Source organism: Rothia sp. HMSC069C04, assembly GCF_001812895.1.
In the GTDB taxonomy this organism is placed as follows: domain Bacteria; phylum Actinomycetota; class Actinomycetes; order Actinomycetales; family Micrococcaceae; genus Rothia.
This window is the reverse complement of the sequence record NZ_KV810714.1, coordinates 37,746-57,697: the sequence shown is the minus strand read 5'-3', so window position 1 is coordinate 57,697 and position 19,952 is coordinate 37,746. Positions and strand designations below refer to the sequence as shown.

At 57.2% G+C, this 19,952-nt stretch carries 18 protein-coding genes, 1 tRNA gene and 1 rRNA gene; 19 read left to right on the top strand and 1 reads right to left on the bottom strand.

Annotated elements, in window-relative coordinates:
• Window positions 1-108 precede the first annotated feature (108 nt).
• From rrf to HMPREF2879_RS01095, 18 genes are all read left to right on the top strand, one after another.
• Window positions 109-225 (top strand): 5S ribosomal RNA (gene rrf / locus HMPREF2879_RS01180).
• A 320-nt stretch (window positions 226-545) separates the two neighbouring features.
• On the top strand, window positions 546-1,289 hold the full coding sequence (locus HMPREF2879_RS01175) for a DUF6891 domain-containing protein (RefSeq protein ID WP_049352236.1): 744 nt from the start codon (window positions 546-548) through the stop codon (window positions 1,287-1,289).
• Between the two features lie 437 nt (window positions 1,290-1,726).
• Window positions 1,727-2,605, top strand: coding sequence for a DsbA family protein (locus HMPREF2879_RS01170; protein ID WP_070634621.1), 879 nt, complete (start codon window positions 1,727-1,729; stop codon window positions 2,603-2,605).
• Window positions 2,606-2,834: 229 nt separating this feature from the next.
• A tRNA-Thr gene (locus HMPREF2879_RS01165) sits at window positions 2,835-2,908 on the top strand.
• 126 nt (window positions 2,909-3,034) lie between these two features.
• Window positions 3,035-5,233, top strand: coding sequence for an acyltransferase family protein (locus tag HMPREF2879_RS01160; protein WP_070634620.1), 2,199 nt, complete (start codon window positions 3,035-3,037; stop codon window positions 5,231-5,233).
• Between the two features lie 139 nt (window positions 5,234-5,372).
• Entirely contained in the window at window positions 5,373-6,203 is an 831-nt protein-coding gene (locus tag HMPREF2879_RS01155) for an ABC transporter ATP-binding protein (RefSeq protein ID WP_070634619.1), read from the top strand.
• A 158-nt stretch (window positions 6,204-6,361) separates the two neighbouring features.
• Window positions 6,362-7,174 carry an SGNH/GDSL hydrolase family protein gene (locus tag HMPREF2879_RS01150; protein ID WP_070634618.1) on the top strand — a complete coding sequence of 271 codons (813 nt, stop codon included), beginning with the start codon at window positions 6,362-6,364 and terminating at the stop codon, window positions 7,172-7,174.
• A gap of 823 nt (window positions 7,175-7,997) precedes the next feature.
• On the top strand, window positions 7,998-8,234 hold the full coding sequence (gene rpmB / locus HMPREF2879_RS01145) for a 50S ribosomal protein L28 (RefSeq protein WP_004005966.1): 237 nt from the start codon (window positions 7,998-8,000) through the stop codon (window positions 8,232-8,234).
• A 3-nt stretch (window positions 8,235-8,237) separates the two neighbouring features.
• Complete coding sequence (gene rpmG, locus HMPREF2879_RS01140) at window positions 8,238-8,408, top strand: 50S ribosomal protein L33 (protein WP_004005967.1); 171 nt, start codon at window positions 8,238-8,240, stop codon at window positions 8,406-8,408.
• A 2-nt stretch (window positions 8,409-8,410) separates the two neighbouring features.
• Window positions 8,411-8,716 (top strand): 30S ribosomal protein S14, encoded by a 306-nt coding sequence (rpsN, locus tag HMPREF2879_RS01135; RefSeq protein WP_005506731.1) that lies wholly within the window; start codon window positions 8,411-8,413, stop codon window positions 8,714-8,716.
• An 89-nt stretch (window positions 8,717-8,805) separates the two neighbouring features.
• The gene (locus HMPREF2879_RS01130) at window positions 8,806-9,093 is read left to right on the top strand and encodes an HU family DNA-binding protein (RefSeq protein ID WP_005506733.1); all 288 of its coding nucleotides are present in this window, start codon (window positions 8,806-8,808) and stop codon (window positions 9,091-9,093) included.
• 522 nt (window positions 9,094-9,615) lie between these two features.
• Window positions 9,616-10,476: a hypothetical protein gene (locus HMPREF2879_RS01125; protein WP_070634617.1), complete on the top strand. Its 861-nt coding sequence runs from the start codon at window positions 9,616-9,618 to the stop codon at window positions 10,474-10,476.
• Between the two features lie 213 nt (window positions 10,477-10,689).
• On the top strand, window positions 10,690-11,406 hold the full coding sequence (locus HMPREF2879_RS01120; RefSeq protein WP_070634616.1) for a hypothetical protein: 717 nt from the start codon (window positions 10,690-10,692) through the stop codon (window positions 11,404-11,406).
• Window positions 11,407-11,644: 238 nt separating this feature from the next.
• Entirely contained in the window at window positions 11,645-12,355 is a 711-nt protein-coding gene (locus HMPREF2879_RS01115; protein ID WP_070634217.1) for a transcriptional regulator, read from the top strand.
• Between the two features lie 274 nt (window positions 12,356-12,629).
• Window positions 12,630-13,382, top strand: a complete 753-nt coding sequence (locus tag HMPREF2879_RS01110) for a preprotein translocase subunit SecD (RefSeq protein ID WP_070634615.1) — start codon at window positions 12,630-12,632, stop codon at window positions 13,380-13,382.
• Between the two features lie 256 nt (window positions 13,383-13,638).
• Complete coding sequence (locus HMPREF2879_RS01105; RefSeq protein WP_070507988.1) at window positions 13,639-14,391, top strand: hypothetical protein; 753 nt, start codon at window positions 13,639-13,641, stop codon at window positions 14,389-14,391.
• 286 nt (window positions 14,392-14,677) lie between these two features.
• Entirely contained in the window at window positions 14,678-16,648 is a 1,971-nt protein-coding gene (locus HMPREF2879_RS01100; RefSeq protein ID WP_070634614.1) for an NHL domain-containing thioredoxin family protein, read from the top strand.
• Window positions 16,649-17,081: 433 nt separating this feature from the next.
• Window positions 17,082-18,038, top strand: coding sequence for a hypothetical protein (locus tag HMPREF2879_RS01095; RefSeq protein ID WP_141752957.1), 957 nt, complete (start codon window positions 17,082-17,084; stop codon window positions 18,036-18,038).
• A 124-nt stretch (window positions 18,039-18,162) separates the two neighbouring features.
• On the opposite strand, the gene HMPREF2879_RS01090 is transcribed toward HMPREF2879_RS01095, so the two are convergent.
• Window positions 18,163-19,140, bottom strand: coding sequence for a hypothetical protein (locus HMPREF2879_RS01090; protein WP_070634613.1), 978 nt, complete (start codon window positions 19,138-19,140; stop codon window positions 18,163-18,165).
• A 63-nt stretch (window positions 19,141-19,203) separates the two neighbouring features.
• Between HMPREF2879_RS01090 and HMPREF2879_RS01085 the strand changes: the two genes are divergently transcribed.
• Window positions 19,204-19,905, top strand: coding sequence for a hypothetical protein (locus tag HMPREF2879_RS01085; protein ID WP_070634612.1), 702 nt, complete (start codon window positions 19,204-19,206; stop codon window positions 19,903-19,905).
• The last annotated feature ends 47 nt before the right edge of the window (window positions 19,906-19,952 follow it).

Sequence of the window (19,952 nt, the reverse complement as noted above, 5' to 3'; positions counted from 1 at the left end):
TGTTGTTTGCGTTCACTGTATGGTTTTTGGATAATAACCCTGGGCTTCCTTCGGGAGGCTGAGGCTTTTTATTCGGAAGTTTTGAATAACGAAGTTATTCGCTAGATTTTCCGTGGTTATAGCAAGAGGGAAACGCCTGGTTCCATTCCGAACCCAGAAGCTAAGACTCTTCGCGCCGATGGTACTGCACTTTTGTGGGTGTGGGAGAGTAGGTCACCGCGGGTTTTTTATTCAAGAGGGGAAGACCTTATAGGTCTTCCCCTCTTTTTGTGTACCCGAAAACTCTTAGAATGAAAACTCCTGGACGAAAGACACCTAACTCATCAGAGATGCAGAGGTTTAGAGACTCAGCTGAGAAGCAGAGGAACAGGGGACGCAGCCTAGACAGCCTGCCAGCCTTGATGCAGGGGCGACGAGATAGGAAGTTCACAGATCCGTCTGAATGACGAAATAGAGGGTGGGGTTGAGAAACTCTTGATACCTTAACAGCAAGAGCAGTCCACATCTCTACTCAACGAGTAGAGAGCAAGCAAAGGAGCATCATCATGGCTGATGAGAAGAGCATCTACGAACGCTGGAGCGAAGAGCGCCTCGACCCGCCCTTCCCCAAAGAATGGGGACTGGACGAAGAAGACGAAGCCGAACTGCTCTGGCCCATCTGGCCCCTGCTGTTCATGGGTGAATCTGATACCGAACAGTACGTAGAAACCATCACCGATTATGTGATGGACGTACTCGGGCTGGAATACGACGGCGAAAACGAAGACAGCAAGCTCTGGGAAAAGCGCGTAGAGGACTACGTAGAAGAGCTCATCAAGCGTCGTCGTGCCTTTGCTGCTGAGCTGGGCATTACCCCCGAAATGCAGAAGAACTCCAACCTCAACCGTGCCTTCGCAGCGCTGGAAGAAGAAGGAGTCATTGCACGACAGAACTTCACCTGCTGCGGTACCTGCGCATCCGCAGAAATCTGGGACGAAATGGATGATAGCCGTGAATGGAAGGGATACATCTACTTCCATGAGCAGGACACTGAAAGCCTCGCTGAGAGCGGCGGAACCTACATCGGTTTCGGTTCCTTCCTCGCTTACCCCAGGGACGAAGAAAAATGGAATACCCTGAGCGATGCGCAGAAGGAAGAGATTAGGGCCCTTCACGAGAAGCTCTCCGCACAGTTGCTGCGAGAGACGGTTATTCCCATGCTGGAGAAGCACGGTCTGAGCGTGAAGTGGAATGGTAACTACAACACCCGCCCCTTCATTGGGGGAGTGGAAGTCTACAACATCCCCTAGCGGTAATGAGCTGAACCGGATGGGTGCCTCGGCGCTATACTTGTGCGCTACTTGTGGCAGGGGAGGAACCTCCCAGAGCTACGAAAGTTTACGAGGAAAATAAGCTGAGAGCGTGAGAATAGACATCACAGTATCTCAGTCAGAGTATTAACTAGCCGATAAGGCACCCATTCGGTAGGCTAGACGGGTAGCGCGGTACATCCACACTAGAGAAAAGACAGAACCTATCCACATGATAGGAACTGCTCGACATACCTTTCAGCTGCTATACGTAGCAGGAAGCTGAGCTTTAGAACGCCCGGCAGAGATCAGAAGGCGCCGAGCTCAGACGAGCACTGGCACTCTGAACCTCTGCCCTGATGGGTGCGTACTCCATAAGGAGTAGGCTAGAAGAAGTGGACGAACCGCCACCCATATTCCCAACCAAAGGAGCAGGCATGTCGACCGACGCCCGCGAAAAAGCCCGCCAGATTGCGGCCCAGCAGGCCAAGAAGAGTCCCAGCCAGGCAAGCCGCCGCTGGCTCCAGCTCGGCGTACTCGCCGTGGTCCTCGTCATCGTAGGTATCATCGGTTTCGTCGTAATCAACGGCAACAAGAACACCAAGGTAGCAGAAAGCGGCCCCGTGCCCGCCAGCGCCAACGAATACGGTGGCATTGTGCTGACCAAGGACGGAATCGTCAAAAACTCCTCCACCCAGGAGACCCGCGACTTCAAGCAGCTCGCAACCTCGACCTCCTCCGTGACCCCCATGGTCAACGGAACCGCAGCAGCAGTCAACACCCTGCCCCCGGGCGTGCAGACCGCTGAAGAGGCATCCAAGAACGGCCAGCCCGTTCGCGTGACCATCTTCCAGGACTACAACTGCGTGCACTGTGCAGAGTTCGAGAAGAAGTACGGCGAAGAAATCCAGAAGCTCGTCGAAGACGGCACCATCACCCTGGAAATCCGCAACTTGACCTTCCTGGACCGTACCTCGCCCACCGCATACTCCGCACGTAACGCGGCAGCGGCATACTCCGTGGCAAACCAGGTCAGCACCCACGACTTCCTGAACTACCAGCGTGAGATCTTCACCCACCAGGGCAGCGGCGACATGAACAACCAGCAGATTGCCGACATTGCTTCGAAGTACCACGCCTCCATCGGCTCCGATATGAACGACGGCAAGTGGCGCCCCTTCGTGGACGTGGTCAACGCTGAATCCGCAAAGAACGGCATTCAGGGTACCCCCACCGTCTTCGTTGATGGCGACCAGTACACCAGCAACGACTTCAGCACCTTCCTGAAGAGCAAGATCGAAGCTAAGAAGAAGTAACCGCTTCGATACGAAAACCCGGTAACCTCCACGCGAGGCTACCGGGTTTTTCTGTACAGGGTGATGAGTTTGAGGAGCGGATGAGCATCAATTAGAAGTGGTGTTCTTAAGGGGTAAAACGAAGGAAATGAAGGTATCAGCACCCCATAATCCAGAAGCATTCTCAAGCAAACCGCCAAAGAACAACTAAGCAGACTCAACCAAGAGAATAAGGTACACTGGACAAGTTGCCTCCTTAGCTCAGTTGGCCAGAGCATCTGTCTTGTAAACAGAGGGTCACCGGTTCGAATCCGGTAGGGGGCTCAGAAAAATCCTGGTTCGCACCAGCCTCATAGCAGAGGTGCGGATCAGGATTTTATTGTACGAGTGTCCTGTAGTGTCTAAGGGACTCGCACTAGCACATCGTCCACCCGCCCTGAGGAACCAAGTATGTCTGAAACCTCCGGAACCCCGCAGGCCACCGCCTCGCAGGGCACCCGTACCGCGGCGCTGCGCACCGTCAAAGCACGCGAAACCAACGACTACCCCCTCGAAGAATTCATCGAATCGCGAGGATTCCGCCCCGAAATCCAGGGCCTGCGCGCCTTCGCCGTGCTCCTCGTGGTGCTTTACCATGTCTGGGTCGGCAAAGTCTCCGGCGGCGTGGACGTCTTCCTCTTCATCTCCGCCTTCCTGCTCTCGCTCTCCTTCATGCGCAAGATCAACGAAGGCAAACCCCTCAATCTCTTCAGCTACTGGATGCACGTCTTCCAGCGACTGCTACCCGTAGCCACCGTGGTTATCGCGGGTACCACCATTGCGTCCTTCTTCGTGCTCGCGCCCAGTCGCTGGTCGCAAACCGTAACCGACGCAAGGAGCTCCCTGTTCTACTTCCAGAACTGGAACCTTGCGTTCAGCTCCGTAGACTACTACGCCCAAAACGCTTCCGTGAAGTCACCTTTCCAGCACTTCTGGTCGCTCTCCATCCAGGGACAGATCTTCATCATCTGGCCCCTGCTCTTCGCCGCAGTAGCCTACGTCGTGCACCGATTCCGCGGGAACCTCTTCACCACCGCGGTATTCATCTTCAACACGGTGTTCGTCGCATCCCTGACCTTCTCCATCGTCGAAACCGACACCAACCAGGGATTCGCCTACTTCGACACCCGCACCCGCCTGTGGGAATTTGCCATTGGCACCCTGCTGGCAATGCTCACCCTCAAGTGGAAGGCACCCGAGAAGGCTCGAGTAGTTATGGGCTGGGTCGGCATTATTGGTCTGGTCACCTGCGGCGCAATCCTGCCCGTTGAACGAGCGTTCCCCGGCTACCTGGCGCTTTGGCCCGTGATCTCCGGTGCGCTCGTCATCATGGCAGGCCGTACCAACAGCCGCTGGGGCATCGATCGACTGCTGGTCTCCGCACCCCTGCAGAGCCTTGGCAACATCTCCTACGCCCTGTACCTGGTGCACTGGCCCATCCTCATTCTCTACAGCAGCGCCGTCGGTACCTCCCGCGTGAACTTCATCGAAGGCGCTGTCATCATCCTTGCCTCCATCGGCCTGGCATGGTTGCTCATCCGCTTCGTCGAGAAGCCGCTGCGCTACCGCAAGGACCCCTTCGTACCCTGGCTCATGATGAAGATGCGCTTCAAGACCATCTTCTCGGTCAAGACCTGGGCAGACCAGCTCGCCTTCATCCTCGCGATCTTCCTGGTCGCAGGCGTACCCCTGGTAGCCGCACAGGCATGGGTAGGCTACCGCAACACCCAGTCCGAGCAGAACGCCGAACTGCAGGTACAGACCGCCAGCGAAAACTACCCCGGCGCCCGCGCTATCGGCGGCGCCCAGCAGGGACTCATTGACAACCCCATCCCCTCCGGCGGTGACGTCAAAACCCAGTTCGACGGACTGAGCGACCCCTGCGTTGGCAGCTTCGCGCCCTCCGACCCGGCACTCGCCAAGTACTGCAGCCTGCAGAAGTACGGACCCGAGGACGCACCGCTGACCATGGTCATCGGTAACTCCCACGCCGAACAGGCGCTGAGCATCTTCAAGCCCATCGCAGAACAGACCAAAACCAACCTGCAGACCTACCTGCTCGGTGGCTGCCAGTACCCGGTCCGCGCCGTCAACGCCAGCAACGAATGCTCGGAATTCAACACCAAGATGACCGAGGAAATTCTCAAGCGTAAGCCGCAGACCGTGGTGCTCATCGCCACCGTTGCCCAGGCACGCTCGAACGACGAACGAGTCGACCCGAGCCTCGATGAGACGGTCCGCCGCCTCACCGAAGCAGGAGTCCAGGTCATTGGCCTGCGCGATAACCCGCGCTTCGAGTACAACATCTACGAATGCGCTCAGAAGGCCGGCGCCGACAAGAGCTCCTGCGCACGACCCGCAAGCGACAAGTACGCCGCAGAAAACCCTGCAAAGGAAATCTTCGACAAGTACCGCAACCAGGGTGCCGTCATGGTGGACCTGAAGGACGTGTACTGCCCGGACGGCATGTGCAGCCCCGTGGTTGGAAACATCTACGTCTACATCGATGACAACCATGTCTCCAAGACCTACAGCCGCACCATGGCTCAGGAAGTCTTCCAGCGTGCAGCGGAAGGCGGCTGGCTCGTCAACGGAAAAGTGAACTTCTAAAGTTCGCCGATATAGCGGATCCCCCGTGCTGTTCTACAGAAGTGTGAACGGTTCGGGGGATTCGCTATATTCTGACCCGAAATTAGGATAGGCTAAGTTAGGAGGCTCCCGGGAAAAGCCTTAGAGAAGAAAGGACGCCATGAAAGAAATCACCGAACGCACCCTCAAAGTAGAGAACGTCAGCCTCGGCTACGGCGAAACCACCATCGTCAAAGACCTCTCCCTCGAATTCCCGAAGGGCAAAGTTACCGCCATCATCGGCCCCAACGGCTGCGGTAAATCCACCCTGCTACGCGGTGTCTCCCGACTACTCAAGCCGCTCAACGGCGACTTCACCCTCGACGGCAAACCCACCCACGAATACTCCATGAAGGGCTTCGCCCGCATGGTTGGGCTCATGCCCCAGCATCCCATCGCCCCCGAAGGAATTACCGTAGCCGACCTCGTCTCCCGAGGACGCTACCCCTACCAGGGACTCTTCAAACGCAATAGCGCCGAAGATGATGAGGCGGTCGCCTGGGCACTAGAAGCCACCGACACCATGTCCCTCGCCGAACGACAGGTCACCGAACTCTCTGGCGGCCAACGTCAGCGCGTCTGGATTGCCATGGCGCTCGCCCAAGAAACCGACATCCTACTGCTGGACGAGCCGACCACGTACCTCGACCTGGCACACCAGGTGGAGCTACTCGACCTGCTCTCGGACCTCAACGAACAGCGCGGCACCACCATGATCATGGTGCTACACGAACTGAACCTCGCCGCCCGAGTCGCCGACTATCTCGTCGCTATGAAGGACGGCTCCATCGTCGCCCAAGGCGAAGCACACGAAGTGCTCACCCGCGAGAACCTGCACACCATCTTTAGCCTGAAGGCCGAGGTCGCGGACCCGTTTAACGACGGCAGTGTGGTGGTTGTTCCGCATCCCCGGAGTGTGTCCACCGTTGCCGGTTCAGCTGTCGCATCCTAAGAAACCCCCGCTCATATCTGATGAAGCGCCTATAACAGTGGGATACTGGAAAGCAGGACGCACCGAAAGCTAAGCGAAGAAGCCGGTACACCGCGCGGGTGTGCCGGCTTCTTCCACAGAAGGGTCATTCTCTATAGAGGCCCGGAAAGAAGAACACAATGACGACCCCGCTCCTAGACCCCAACGGCAAGCTCAACGGTGAATCAGTACGCTACGTGGCAATCGGCGACTCCTTCACCGAAGGCGTGGGCGACGTTGACCGCCGCCGCCCCAACAGCCTGCGCGGCTGGGCAGACCGCGTTGCCGAAGGCCTCGGTGCAGTAGACCCGCAGGCGCAGTACGCAAACCTCGCCATCCGCGGCCGCCTGCTCATTCCCATTCTCGAAGAGCAGCTACCGGCAGCCCTGGCGCTGAAGCCCAACCTCGTCACCTTCTACGGCGGCGGCAACGACATCATGCGACCCAACGTGGATATTGACCAGCTCATGACCCGCGTAGACGAAGCCTTCGCCACCCTGCGCGGCGAAGGAATCGAAGTGCTTACCGTAACCGGCCTGGATGTACAGGGCCAGGGCCCCTTCGCCCGTACCCGCGGCCGTACCGCCACCTACAACGAGCTACTGCGTGGTATCGCTGAGGACCACGGCGTGCACATTATCGACTACTGGCGCTGGAACGACTTCCTTGATTGGCGTCTGTGGGCTGACGACCGCCTGCACATGAACGACCTCGGCCACGAACGCTTCGCATCTCGCGTACTGGCGCAGCTCGGCCTGCCCGGCGTGGTGACTGAATCGGTACTGCCCCCGGAGGTGCAGCTGACCGCCCGCGAGAAGATCGAGCAGGAGGCACGCTGGGTCCGTGAGTTTGCCCTGCCGTGGATTGGCCGCCGTCTAAAGGGAACAAGCTCCGGGGACGGTGTGAGCCCCAAGTACCCGCAGTGGGTGCCCGCGGCAAGTCTTAAGAACTAGGCTGAAGAACTAGGGGCGCGGTGGCTCACGGTACGGCGTAAAACTGTACGCCGGGGGAGTGTCCTGCGCGGTATCTGTACCGTATTTGTGCCTGCATCTACGCCGTAACTGGAACGGTAAATCCGCCGTTACCCGTACCGTTGCGACCCCTTAAACCGCCCTTTAAAACCGGGGCGGAAGCGTTAAAACGAGAGTTAAAAGCTCTTTAAACGCGTATTTAAGCCCGTTTAATAGCCCTGCGCACACCGCAAGAAGCGGTGGCGCGGGGCTGTTTAAGGCTTAAATCCGGCTTAAGCTGTTAATCTCACAACATGAATTTCACCGGTGTAATTTATCCCCGGTCACATAGAGAACATCCGTTCTTAAAAAGGCGCATTAACGCCTGACTAGGGGCGTTAAAGAATTCCTTAAAAACATCTGGACTTGCAAAAACACCCATTTTTGATAGAATGGATAGGTATGTTTGCCGCTCGAAGGCAGGCGTGCATCCGCGAATCGAGCACTTCGCTTAAACGAGATGCAATTGGCTCAGAACACCGAGATTCCGCGGATTTTTAAGGCAAAATCCGGCGTGCAGGCTTGCACGAACCCCCGTATTTACCTAGAATTTAACGCTGTTCGTAGTGGTGGAAACGCCTCTCGACACTAATAAGCTTCACCGTTTTTCCCGCGGCGGGGATCGATGCGTGGCCTCTCACCCACGTGACGATCTCAAACACTCTAGCCCGGCGAATAACCCGGTGCTTCTACATTGGTGGCGGGACGCTCACGAGTAACATCGACTGCGTACCGTCATAAAAGTCAATCAATAAAGGAGTGAAACATGGCAGCAGTCTGCCAGGTGACCGGAGCTGTTCCCGGCTTTGGACACAGCATTTCGCACTCGCATCGCCGCAACAAGCGTCGATTCGACCCGAACGTTCAGAAGAAGACCTACTGGGTTCCTTCGCTGCGTCGTAAGGTAACCCTGAACGTGTCCGCTAAGGGCATCAAGGTTATCGATGCTCGTGGCATCGATGCCGTTGTTGCAGAAATCATCGCACGCGGGGAGAAGATCTAGTAAATGGCATCCAAGGCTAAGGACCTCCGTCCTATCATCAAGCTCAAGTCCACTGCTGGCACCGGTTACACCTACGTGACCCGTAAGAACCGCCGCAACAACCCCGACCGTATGGTGCTGAAGAAGTACGACCCCGTCGTTCGCAAGCACGTTGACTTCCGAGAGGAGCGCTAAGAATGGCTAAGAAGTCCAAGATCGCTCGCAACGAGCAGCGCAAGGTCATCGTCGCTCGCTACAACGAGAAGCGTATCGCGCTGAAGAAGACCCTGATCGACGAGAACGCTACCCCCGAGGAGCGCGAAGCAGCACGCGTGGCACTGCAGAAGCTGCCCCGCAACGCTTCCCCCGTTCGCGTGCGTAACCGCGACCAGATCGACGGCCGCCCCCGCGGTACCTTCCAGAAGTTCGGTATCTCCCGCGTGCGCTTCCGCGAGATGGCACACCGTGGCGAGCTGCCCGGTATCACCAAGTCCAGCTGGTAAATCTGGTATTTTAGTTCCTAAACGGTTTTCCGTCGCAAGACGGTCACTCGCTTTAGACTCAAATCTAAGTCTCTGGAAGGGGCACCCTAATGGCTAAGAACCGTACCGAACTCGTTGCAGAGGTTGCAGAGAAGTCTGGCAAGAGCCAGGCAACTGTAAACGCAGTCCTCGACGCAGTGTTCCAGGTTTTCGAGTCTTCCGTCTCCAAGGGCGAGAAGATCACCATCCCCGGTTGGATGGCAATCGAGCGCACCGACCGTGCAGCTCGTACCGGCCGTAACCCGCAGACCGGCGAAACTATCCAGATTCCCGCCGGTCACGGCGTGAAGCTGACCGCAGGCTCCAAGCTGAAGGCAGCAGTCGCTAAGAAGAAGTAATTCTTGAGACTTTGAATCTGATAAAAGACCCCCACCCTCACGGTGGGGGTCTTTTAGTATGCCCAGATGTTCTCTTGCTGATAGGGCATGGGTTGCTGGGGGAGGCAGAGCGGCTGGAGGGCTGGGAGGGTGCGCGCGGCGGGGAGCGTGCACAAGGTGGGTCTTCAAGACCCTAACCCTTAACTCGAGCATAAGATACAGAAAGTAGCTCGGTTTCACAGGGGAAGCTATGATGGGCTACAGAAAAATAAAGAAAATTTATACATTTAAGCAGAAAGCTATGCATAAGCTGAGCGAAAATCCGCGACTATGAAACCCCACTGGGAAAAATACTTATACATTGCCGTCCGGACACAGCTTAAACACAGCAAACTAAAGCTCAATCTTAGACTCACACCCTAAGCTGGAATCACCGGATAAGGAAAAGCCACACACCATACACAACGGCCCCACCCAACCGGAAAATCAACCATACAAACCCCGGACGATTGACCCTCCGGGATGCACAAGGAGAACCACCTCATGGCACGCCCCGCTCAGCACACTTCCGAACAGACCGCCAACCGTCGCTTCCGCACCGGCGCGGCAGCACTGTCCCTGGCAGCAATCGCAGCACTCGGCCTGAGCGCCTGCGGTGCACAGAACACCTCCAACCCGGCACCCACCGCCACCGCGACCGCTAAGGCATCCTCCACCGCCGACGCAGCAGTCAACGCGGGCAACGGCAAGGTCACCGTCAAGGCAAGCGACGCAGCCTCCCCGAGCGCCACCGCAAGCAGCTCCCAGGGCACCGTCACCGTCACCGAAAACGGTGTGACCGTCAGCGGTGCTGATGGTACCGGGGTCACCGCAGACGCCAACGGTAATGTGACCGTCAACGGCGCGAACGGAACCGGCGTGACCGCCGACGCTAGCGGCAATGCAACCGTCAACGGCGGCTCGGCATCGAACAACTCCGGCTCCAGCAACTCGGGATCCTCCGCAAAGGTCGACGAGAAGGCTGGCGAGACCTCCGCCAAGAGTGGCGCGAACGGTACCGGTAACGGCACCGTGACCGTCGACAGCGGAACCGTCAGCGCAGCCAACGGCTACACCCTCATCGAAATCAAGACCGACGGCGGCTGGTCCTACCACGCCCCCAACGGCGACATCATCGAGGTACGAGCTGACGGCTCCTGGGAGCGCGTTGGCGATGGAGGCGTCGTTGAGGTTGATGCTGACGGCTCCTGGGAACAGACCGGCGAGAACGGCGTAATCGAGGTAGAAGCTAACGGCACCTGGGAACAGGCCGGCGGCAAAGGCGCGGTTAAGGTACCCAGCGTCCCCCTCAAGCCCGCCGGTGCTGGCGCTGACCCGGTCAAGCCCGTCACTCCCCGCCGCTAAGAAGCTGACTGACGAACCGGGTGAAAACGTGGGCTATGCCACCCGCTAGAATGCGGATAAACACCCACGTGCCCGGATAAACAGACCCAAACTCGATAGAATTAACGCGGTTGGTTAAACCGATAATCGTTATGGGACCCCACAAGGATCCTGCGCACGACGCGAATACGTCGCCAACTAGCCGCACCATACTAACAACCACAAGGAGAAACAATGGCATTCGCCCCCGCAATGAAGAAGACCACCGCGGTTCTGTCCATCGCTTTCGCAGGCGCACTGGGCCTGAGCGCATGTGGCTCCCAGTCCTCTTCCACCACCACCGCGACTGCATCCGCATCTGCTTCTGCGACTGCTTCCGCAAGCGCATCGGCTAAGGCATCCTCTGCAGCTGCAACCACCTCGGCTGCATCTGCTTCCGCTACTGCAGGCGTGAAGGTTGACAAGGACGGCAACGTCACCGTCAAGGCTAACGACGGCGAAGGCAACTCCGCAGACGTGAAGGTCGGCGCAGATGGCAAGGCATCCGTCAACGCTAAGGACTCCGAGGGTAACACCTCCAAGACCGAGTCTGACGACAAGGGCAACGCTAAGGCAGAGACCAAGGACTCCGAGGGTAACTCCTCCTCCACCGTTGAGGGCGACGTTATTGTTTCCGAGGACGGCGGCTGGGCCGTTCAGGGTGACGGAGGTCAGATCGCTGTACAGGCTGACGGTTCCTGGAGCCGCCAGGACGCAAACGGCCAGGTCGCAGTTAAGGCTGACGGCTCCTGGACCATCCAGTCTAACAGCGGCCTGCAGGCAACCGTTGACGCATCCGGTGAAGTAATCTCCATCGTTGGCGGCGAGAAGGCAGACCTGAAGGCTCCGAAGGTTCCCGCAAAGCCCGCACAGGCTAAGGTCAACCCCGTCAAGCCCGCACAGCCCAAGTAAGCTGCAAAGAGCTAACAGCGGCTTGTGACGCTCAAGGAGCGTAGCAGCCCCTGACCTAGAAGACGCCCCGTGCGCATCCGAACGTGATGTGCACGGGGCGTTTCTGCGCGCTTGCAGAGTACCGCCAGAATGAGGTGCTAGGCTGGACGCGGGAAATAACGCCCGCTCAACAAGTCCCACCCGTACGGACACCCCGGACGCCCAGCGCAGTTCGGAACCTACCAGAAAAGAGAACACAGTGAAGAAGTCTATCGCTGTTCTGTCCCTAAGCCTCGCCGCAACCCTCGGCCTTGCCGCGTGCAGCCCCACCAACATCAAGGCACCCGCCGAAAGCCAGAGTGCATCCGCGAGCGCGTCTGCATCGGCGACTGCCTCCGCAAGTGCGTCGGCTACCGCTTCCGCGAGCGCATCCTCCGAGTCCAAGGCAAGCGCATCGGCATCCGGCTCAGCAAGCGCATCTGAGAAGAGCTCTTCAGATACCAAGGGCACCGATAGCAGCTCCAGCGACAACGCCGCAGTCGGAATCGGTAAGCAACGATACAACGTCTTCAAGAAGGGCGCTGAACAGGCCAAGAAGGACCCCAACACTAAGAAGAGCACCAACGCTGACGGCGCCGTGTACACCGACACGAAGGAAGGCGCCTCCATCGTCGAAGCTAAGAACGGTGACTACATCCTGATCAAGGATGACGGCGGCTGGATCCGCGTTAGCCCCGACGGATCGCTCAGCAGCGTCAGCGAATCCGGCGACTGGAGCGTCATCAAGACCAACGGCGACACCATCGCTGTTGATGAGAACGGTGAAGCTACCATCACGAACGTTGTCACCGGTGAATACTCCCAGGACTACAAGTCGCTGGAACTGCCCAAGCCCCCGGCCCCCGTGGACGGCTACAGCACCGCCCCGAAGGAAGGCGTGAAGCCGACCAGCGCCAAGACCCACGAGTAGGCAGACCCGTACAGGGGTAGCCGTTCGTAGCGCCTTTCAAAGCTTGAACGCCCCGTGCGCATCCGATAGCGATGCGTGCGGGGCGTTTTGCGTCTTCAAGCTACGCTGAGAAGAGCCGTGAAAGTAGCGGGGGAGGGGAAGCGCCGCAACATCTCAGGGAGCTTTCAGGTCGCGGTGCTAGCATGGTGGCGTACACCGGGCATACCGGAGTACAGGTCAACCACACTACGCACTGCGCCGTTGCAGAGCGGCGCATACAGAAAGAGAAAATACAGTGAAGAAGTCTATTGCTGTTCTGTCCCTGACCATTGCCGGTGTCCTCGGCCTTGCAGCCTGCGGCGGCAACTCCGGCACCAACTCCAACTCCTCCGCATCGGCAAGCGCGTCCGCTTCTGCAACCGCTTCCGCAACTGCCTCGGCACCCGCAAGCACCTCCGCAGCAGCAACCAGCAAGAGCACCGCCTCCGCAGCAGCTGAAACCACCAAGGCAGAAACCAAGACCACCCAGGGCACCATCAGCGCCCCCAGCGGTCTGCCCAGCGAAGCAACCGAAGCACTCAAGAAGGGCCAGGAATCCGCCGATCAGGCAGCCTCCGCAGGCTACACCGCCAGCAAGAAAGCCCTGGAGCAGCTCAAGGAGCAGTCCGGCGTGAAGAAGGTGCAGACCAGCGATGGCACCGTCTACTACACCGATGAACTCGCTGCATTCGAATCCAAGGACGGCGCTATCATCAGCATCCAGAATAACGGTGTGTGGACCAGCATGGACTCCAACGGTACAACCATCGTCGTGAAAGAGGACGGCTCCTGGATCAAGACCAATCCCAAGGACAACCTCTACACCGTTGTCAATGCAGATGGCACCGCATCCGTGCTGAACACCAAGACCTTTGAGCAGGCGACCGACGTCTCCACCATCGAAACTCCGAAGGCCCCCGGCCGTATCGACGGCTTCAGCGGCACCGCTAAGACCCCGGTCAAGCCCACCAAGATTGGTGACCTCTCCGAGGTTGCAGGCGCCAAGTAAAAACTAGCCCCTGCCCCGGGCCGAACAGTCAGAACAGCCCGCCAGAATAGGGCTTACTAGCGCCCCGCACGTATCCGATAGTGATGCGTGCGGGGCGCTTTCGCATGCGGGAAACTACACGCCCGATATATAGAAAATAGGAAGCGTCAGGTATCTATTGCTAGGATAGGGAAGCGCTCAGAATCTAGCGCTTACTTAATACACGCCTCATGCGGTGCAGGTATGCACACAGAGCGTGTCTGAAAAAGGAAAATTAGTGAAGAAATTCATTGCTGTCTTGTCTTTGAGTCTTGCCGTAACGCTCAGCCTGGCTGCCTGTGATGAGGCTACGCAGACCACCACTATCTCCCATGAGAGTGCATCTGCAAGCGCTACTCCTAACGCTTCCTCCACCTCGCTGACTGCAAACGCCGCATCCCCTGAGTCGCAGGTGACCTCGAGTGATGCCCAGGCTAAGGCTGAGGAAGAGACAGCCGGCGCAGACTCAACGCAGGATGCTTCGGATGAAAAGCAGGTCGCTGAGGACGAAGAATCTAAGCCCACAGATTCCAACTCAGGTGCTGGCAACCAGAAATCCTTTAAAGAAACCATTGAAGAGGCCAAGAAGAGCCCCGCCTCAAAGAAATCTACGAATGCTGACGGCACCGTGTATACCTCATCCCTCGGCGATGAAATCGCCATTGTTGAGGCGAACAACGGCGATGACATCATTATCAAGAAGGACGGTAGTTGGGGCCGCGTCACTCCTGATGGATCAATCATCACCGTAGAAGCTGATGGCTCGTGGCATGCAATTATGGCTGGCGGGCGTCTTATCAATGTCGAGTCAGACGGTATGACCCAGATTATCGACTTTAAGAATGAGGTTAACGAGGAATCCTACACGTCCCTGGAAGTCCCGCAAACCCCCGCTCCTGTTGAGGCTCTCAACGTAACGCCGAAGGAACCTGTAAAGCCGACGAAGCGGGCCCGTATCTGGGACCCCGAACGGGCTTCTAATGCGGGTTAGGAATCGATGAATTCCAGCGTATTCGGCTGTATTCCGCGCACATTTGAACTGAGCTGATTATCTTAGACCGCCTGAATACCTCAGCGCCCCGTGCGCATCCGAACGTGATGCGTGCGGGGCGCTTTTATGCACCCACACGCCACCCTGAATATGACTTAATATGACAGGTCGTTAAGCCCCCAAGTCACAAAGCTCAACTCCCAGCGAACCACCCCCACCACGCTGGCATAATGGAGACAGCAAACCAACGCGCCCACACACGGCGCACCCAACAGGAGAGAAAACCATGAGCGAGAACACCACCCGCAGCGTACGCGTGCGCGCCAGCGAACTCGAGGGCCGAGCCTGGCTCAACACCGGCGACAAAAACCTCACCCTGGCCGACCTTCGCGGCAAAATCGTTATTCTCGACTTCTGGACCCTCTGCTGCATCAACTGCCTGCACGTCCTCGACGAACTACGCCCCCTCGAAGAAGAATTCTCCGACGTACTCGTCACCGTCGGCGTCCACAGCCCCAAATTCGAACACGAAGCAGACCCCGTAGCGCTCGCCGCAGCCGTCGACCGCTACCACATCACCCACCCCGTACTCGACGACCCCGAACTGACCACCTGGCAGGCATACACCGCCCGCGCATGGCCCACCCTCGTCGTCGTCGACCCCGAAGGTTACATCGTCGCCCACCTCTCCGGTGAAGGCCACGTACAGGGCCTCACCTCCCTCGTACGCGAACTTGTCGCCGAGCACGAGGCGAAGGGCACCCTACACCGCGGTGACGGCCCCTACGTACCCCGCCCCAAGGCAGCCGGCACCTACGCCTTCCCCGGCAAAGCCATCGAACTGCCCGCCGAATTCGGCCCCGCAAACCTCTTCGGCAACCGCGAACGCACCTACCTCGTCGCAGACAGCGCACGCCACCGCATCCTGCAGGTAGCAGCCGACCTCAACACCGTCATCAACACTTACGGCGGCGGCAACGACCCCATCAACCACCCCGTCAAGGGCCACGTCGACGGCACCGGCACCGAAGCACGCTTCAACGAACCCGCCGGCCTCGCCCTCGTACCCGAGAACCTGCGCGAACAGCTCGGCTACGACGTGCTCGTCGCCGACACCGTCAACCACCGCCTGCGCTCCCTCAACCTGACCACCGGCGAAGTGCGCACCCTCGCAGGCAACGGCGTGCAGCGCGTCATCGACGGCGACAACGCCATCACCGGCGACCCCAACCACATCCCCGCCGGCGTACCCGCCACCGAAATCGCGCTCTCCTCACCCTGGGACGCCGTCTACTCCCGCGAAGCCGGCCAGTTCATCATCGCCATGGCAGGCACCCACCAGCTCTTCGGCTACGAACCCATCAACGGCACCGTCAGCATCTTCGCCGGCTCCGGTGTCGAAGGCCTCGCCGATGGCCCCGCCGCCGACGCATGGTTCGCCCAGCCCTCCGGCATTATCGAAGCACGCGACGGCAGCCTCTGGGTCGCATGCTCCGAAACCAGCGGCCTGCGCCACGTCACCTTCACCGAAGACGGCGTACAGGTCACCTCTGCCGTCGGCAAGGGCCTGTTCGACTTCGGCTTCGTCGACGGCGACTCCGACACCGCCCGCATGCAGCACCCCCTCGGCCTGACCGAACTGCCCGACGGATCCATCGCCGTAGCTGACACCTACAACGGCGCCATCCGCCGCTGGGACCCCGCAACCGGCACCCTCGGCACCCTCGAACGCGGCCTCGACGAACCCTCCGACCTGCTCGTCGAAGAAGTACCCGGCGAAGAACCGCGCCTCATCATCGTCGAAACCAACGCCCACCAGCTCGTACGCGCCTCCATCCCCGCCAAGGCACAGCACGTCGACGAAGGCGCCATCACCACCGCACGCCCCTCCACCAAGCTCACCGGCGGCACCCTCGAATTCACCTCACGATTCACCGTGCCCACCGGCCAGAAGCTCGACACCCGCTGGGGCGACCCCACCCAGCTGAAGATCTCATCCACCCCCGAGAACTTCATCCTGGAAGGCGCCGGCACCTCCACCGGACTGACCCGCACCCTCGTGCTCAACCCCGAAATCACCGAGGCAGTCCTGCACATCACCGCACGCGCCGCCGCCTGCGACGGCACCCCCGGCGGTGACATCCCCGAGCATGCAGCATGTCACCTCTACCAGCAGGACTGGGGTATTCCCGTCGTCGTGACCGGTGACGAGGCAGACGAAAGTGAACTCGTCCTGGACCTTCGCGGTATCAACTAATCATCTGAATACATACAACAAAAAACAGGAACCGGTACATATCCTCGCTCCTACAGGGAACCCGCCCTCGCTTCGCTCGGGCACCCTGATGTCGCTACGGATAGTACCGGTTTCTTGTTGTCTTCAGAATGTTTGTGGTTTCAGAACGGCTGGTACGCGAAAGAGCCGGGTCATCCTCGCTCCTACAGGGAACCCGCCCTCGCTTCGCTCGGACACCCTAATGTCGCTTCCGGAAGTTGTAGCCTCACCGCCGCTGACTTCTTCCATGGTGGCTGCGTGAAGGAGGGATTCCATTCATAGATGGTGTGACGGGAATTCACATGTATATTTTCGCTAGCAAGTAAATTACCCTGTGAGACGAGATATGAAGCAAGAGACCTAGGATATATAGTATAAACGCACACCTAAACCGATAATGAGAGAGTGCATTGTATTGCGAAAGAAGCATTTTGAAGAGCTGAAGAGTGCCTGGGTTCATTACTATAAAAGGTCTAGGAGAATCTTTGATGAGCCTCAACCCGGGCATGAAGAAAGTTGGCTGTATAGAAATTTCCGTAAACTTTGTACCATATTGGGGAAAGGGGTAGTTTTTGCTATCATTGTGGTTGGCATATTTGCATACCCTGTGCTTTCCTGGAATATATCTAGAGTTGAAAGTTTTTATACATTCTCGCATTTTGAAGCTATCTATATTATTTTTGAATATGTATTTCAGGTAATTGTTTTGCCATCATTTATATATGCGATAATCATTTTGTTTTCTGCTCATTGTATTGCGCTGGTTTTTAAAAGAGTGTTTGATTATGGTGGTTACTCTATTGGATGGCTTTCAAAAATGTATGTAAAAATACTTGGAGATGTTACAGTGGTGGCCATTATTTTTGGGTTGGTTACATTTGCGCTGTCCGTATCTGATGTAAAGCACAAGGCATCTTTCTCCTTGGTTGATTATATGTCGTTTATTACACTTTTGGTTAGTGTTATCTTCTCTTTTGGGTTTCTCGTTAGAGCATTTGCTGCGATGAGAAAATTCTTTAAATATTCCGCCATGGGTATTTTATTTCCTGTCGGATGTGTGGCAAGTTCATGGATTTTCTTTGATGTTATCTTGGGTGGGAATATGTTGGATTATATAGCTAAAGCGGTGACTGGAAGCTATATCGACCCGCTTCTTGCAAGGGTGCAGAAACTGGTCGATGCTACTCCCTCTGATATGTCAGTTATTAGGAAAAATTTTTCGGATAATCCTCTGTTGTGGTTAGGAACTTCATCTCCTGAGTACTCTGTTGTTTTGGGGCAGATGAAGATAGCCCTTTTATGCTTTGCTGTGGTCATCTTCGTATTTTTCTGGGTTCGTGACAGGAAAAGGAACCCTACTGATGAATCATGAGAATACTTCTCTAAAGTATCGAAAATAAATTTTTGTATTAATGTTAAAAAATAAGGGTCAGTATTATCCTCTCCTCTGTTAGGAGCGAGGATAATACTGACCCTTTTCTACGTAGTAACTACGTCTAGAAAGAGACTCGGACCGCCTTCGCATCCGCCTCCACCGACGCCTTCAACGTAAACGGAATCTCCTTCTGCACCTGCGAACGCGCACCCGTATACAAATCCAACTGAGTAAACGACACCTTCGCCGTACCCGACATCGGCTTCAACGACCACACACCCGCCGAACTCACACTCACCTGCGGATCCGCAACCTTCACCACAGACCACTTCACCTCAGAATCCACACGACCCGTAAACGCATACTCAAAAGGGCACCCACCCGGATAAAGAGTGCTCTGCTGCGTACACTTCTTCAAATGATCCTGCACCTGCTCCTTCACCGATGACAACGCATTATCACTCGGCTTCAACTCCATACGCACCGCATGATTCGCATCCTGCGCAGTCACCACCTCATTCACCTTCTGCGCCGTATAAACCGTCGAATCATACGACACCGCATACACACCCGGATAAAACACCGGGAACGACGCCGCACCATCATCCACCGCAACCTTACGGTTATTAATCGTCGCAGCCTCCACACCCTGAATATTCACCTTCACCGACGGCAAAGACGCCTCATCAATAGCCCACTTATCAAAAAAGCCCCAATGCGTGCCCGAACGGTGCAAACGAAAATCCGTATGCTGCTGCGAACCCTCCAACGTATAGGACGCACGCACCGTCGCATGCTCCCCATCCTCGCTGGTCTCCACCACCTCATACGACACCTCACCCAACGAAGACACCGAACGCCTCAAAGCATCCCCATCCAGCAGTGACGCGTCACCATCAGGAATCTGCGCACCCAACAAACCACGCGCATACGAACCATTACCCGTACGCAACGCATGAAAATACTCCCGCACCTGACCCGTCGGACCATACACCAGCTTATTCGTCATAACCAGCGCCGCAGCAGCCACAGAAACGGCCACCACAACACCGACCATCCACATTGCCAGGACCCGCTCCACGGGAGAAAAATTACGCATAGAACCAGAGTAACGCAGGTAGTCCGCTAGGTTTCACGCACCGCACACACTAAAGTTGTGTATATGGCAGAACGCGCTCACGAAGTCCCCGCCAAATACGGCGAAGTCACAGAACTATTCCACCCCCGCATGCGCTCCTACGGCAGGCGCATCGAAGCGGCACTCCCCGGCACCATCGTGCTACTCGCCGCGCTCGCCTTCATCTTCTACAAGCGACCCGCCCTGCCGTACACCATCCTCGTACTGCTCATCGGCACCATCGCAGGCGTAAACCTCTACTCAGTCCTCAAACCCACCATCATCGTCATCACAAAAACCCACGTGCTCCGCGCACGCACCTTCGGCTGGTTCGCCGTACCCCTCGAAAATATCGACCACACTATCTACGCCGAAAAGCTCTACCCCAAAAAAGCCTACGGCCAGAAACTCAAAACCGTCGCCGGCCGCCTACGCTACCGCAGCTTCCCCGCCATGTGGGCCGTCGACAAAGACGGCAAACAGCTCATGCGCATCGACGGCCGCGTCTGGGACGGCAAAACCATGCGAGAAGTCTCCTCCAAACTCTCCGCCCAAACCACCATCTACAAACAGATCAACGTGGTCAACATGGACAAAGAACACAAGGGACTCATCACCTTCAACGAACTGCACCCCGGCTGGCGTTCCAGCCTCATGACCGCACTCGCCGTCATTATCGTGGCAATCCTCTTCGCCGCATCCTTCATGCCCGAAGAACTCGCCCGCACCATCTACCTCATCCACTAGAACACCCATTCTTCAACGGTGCTTCTTTTCGGATGCGCATCTTCAGG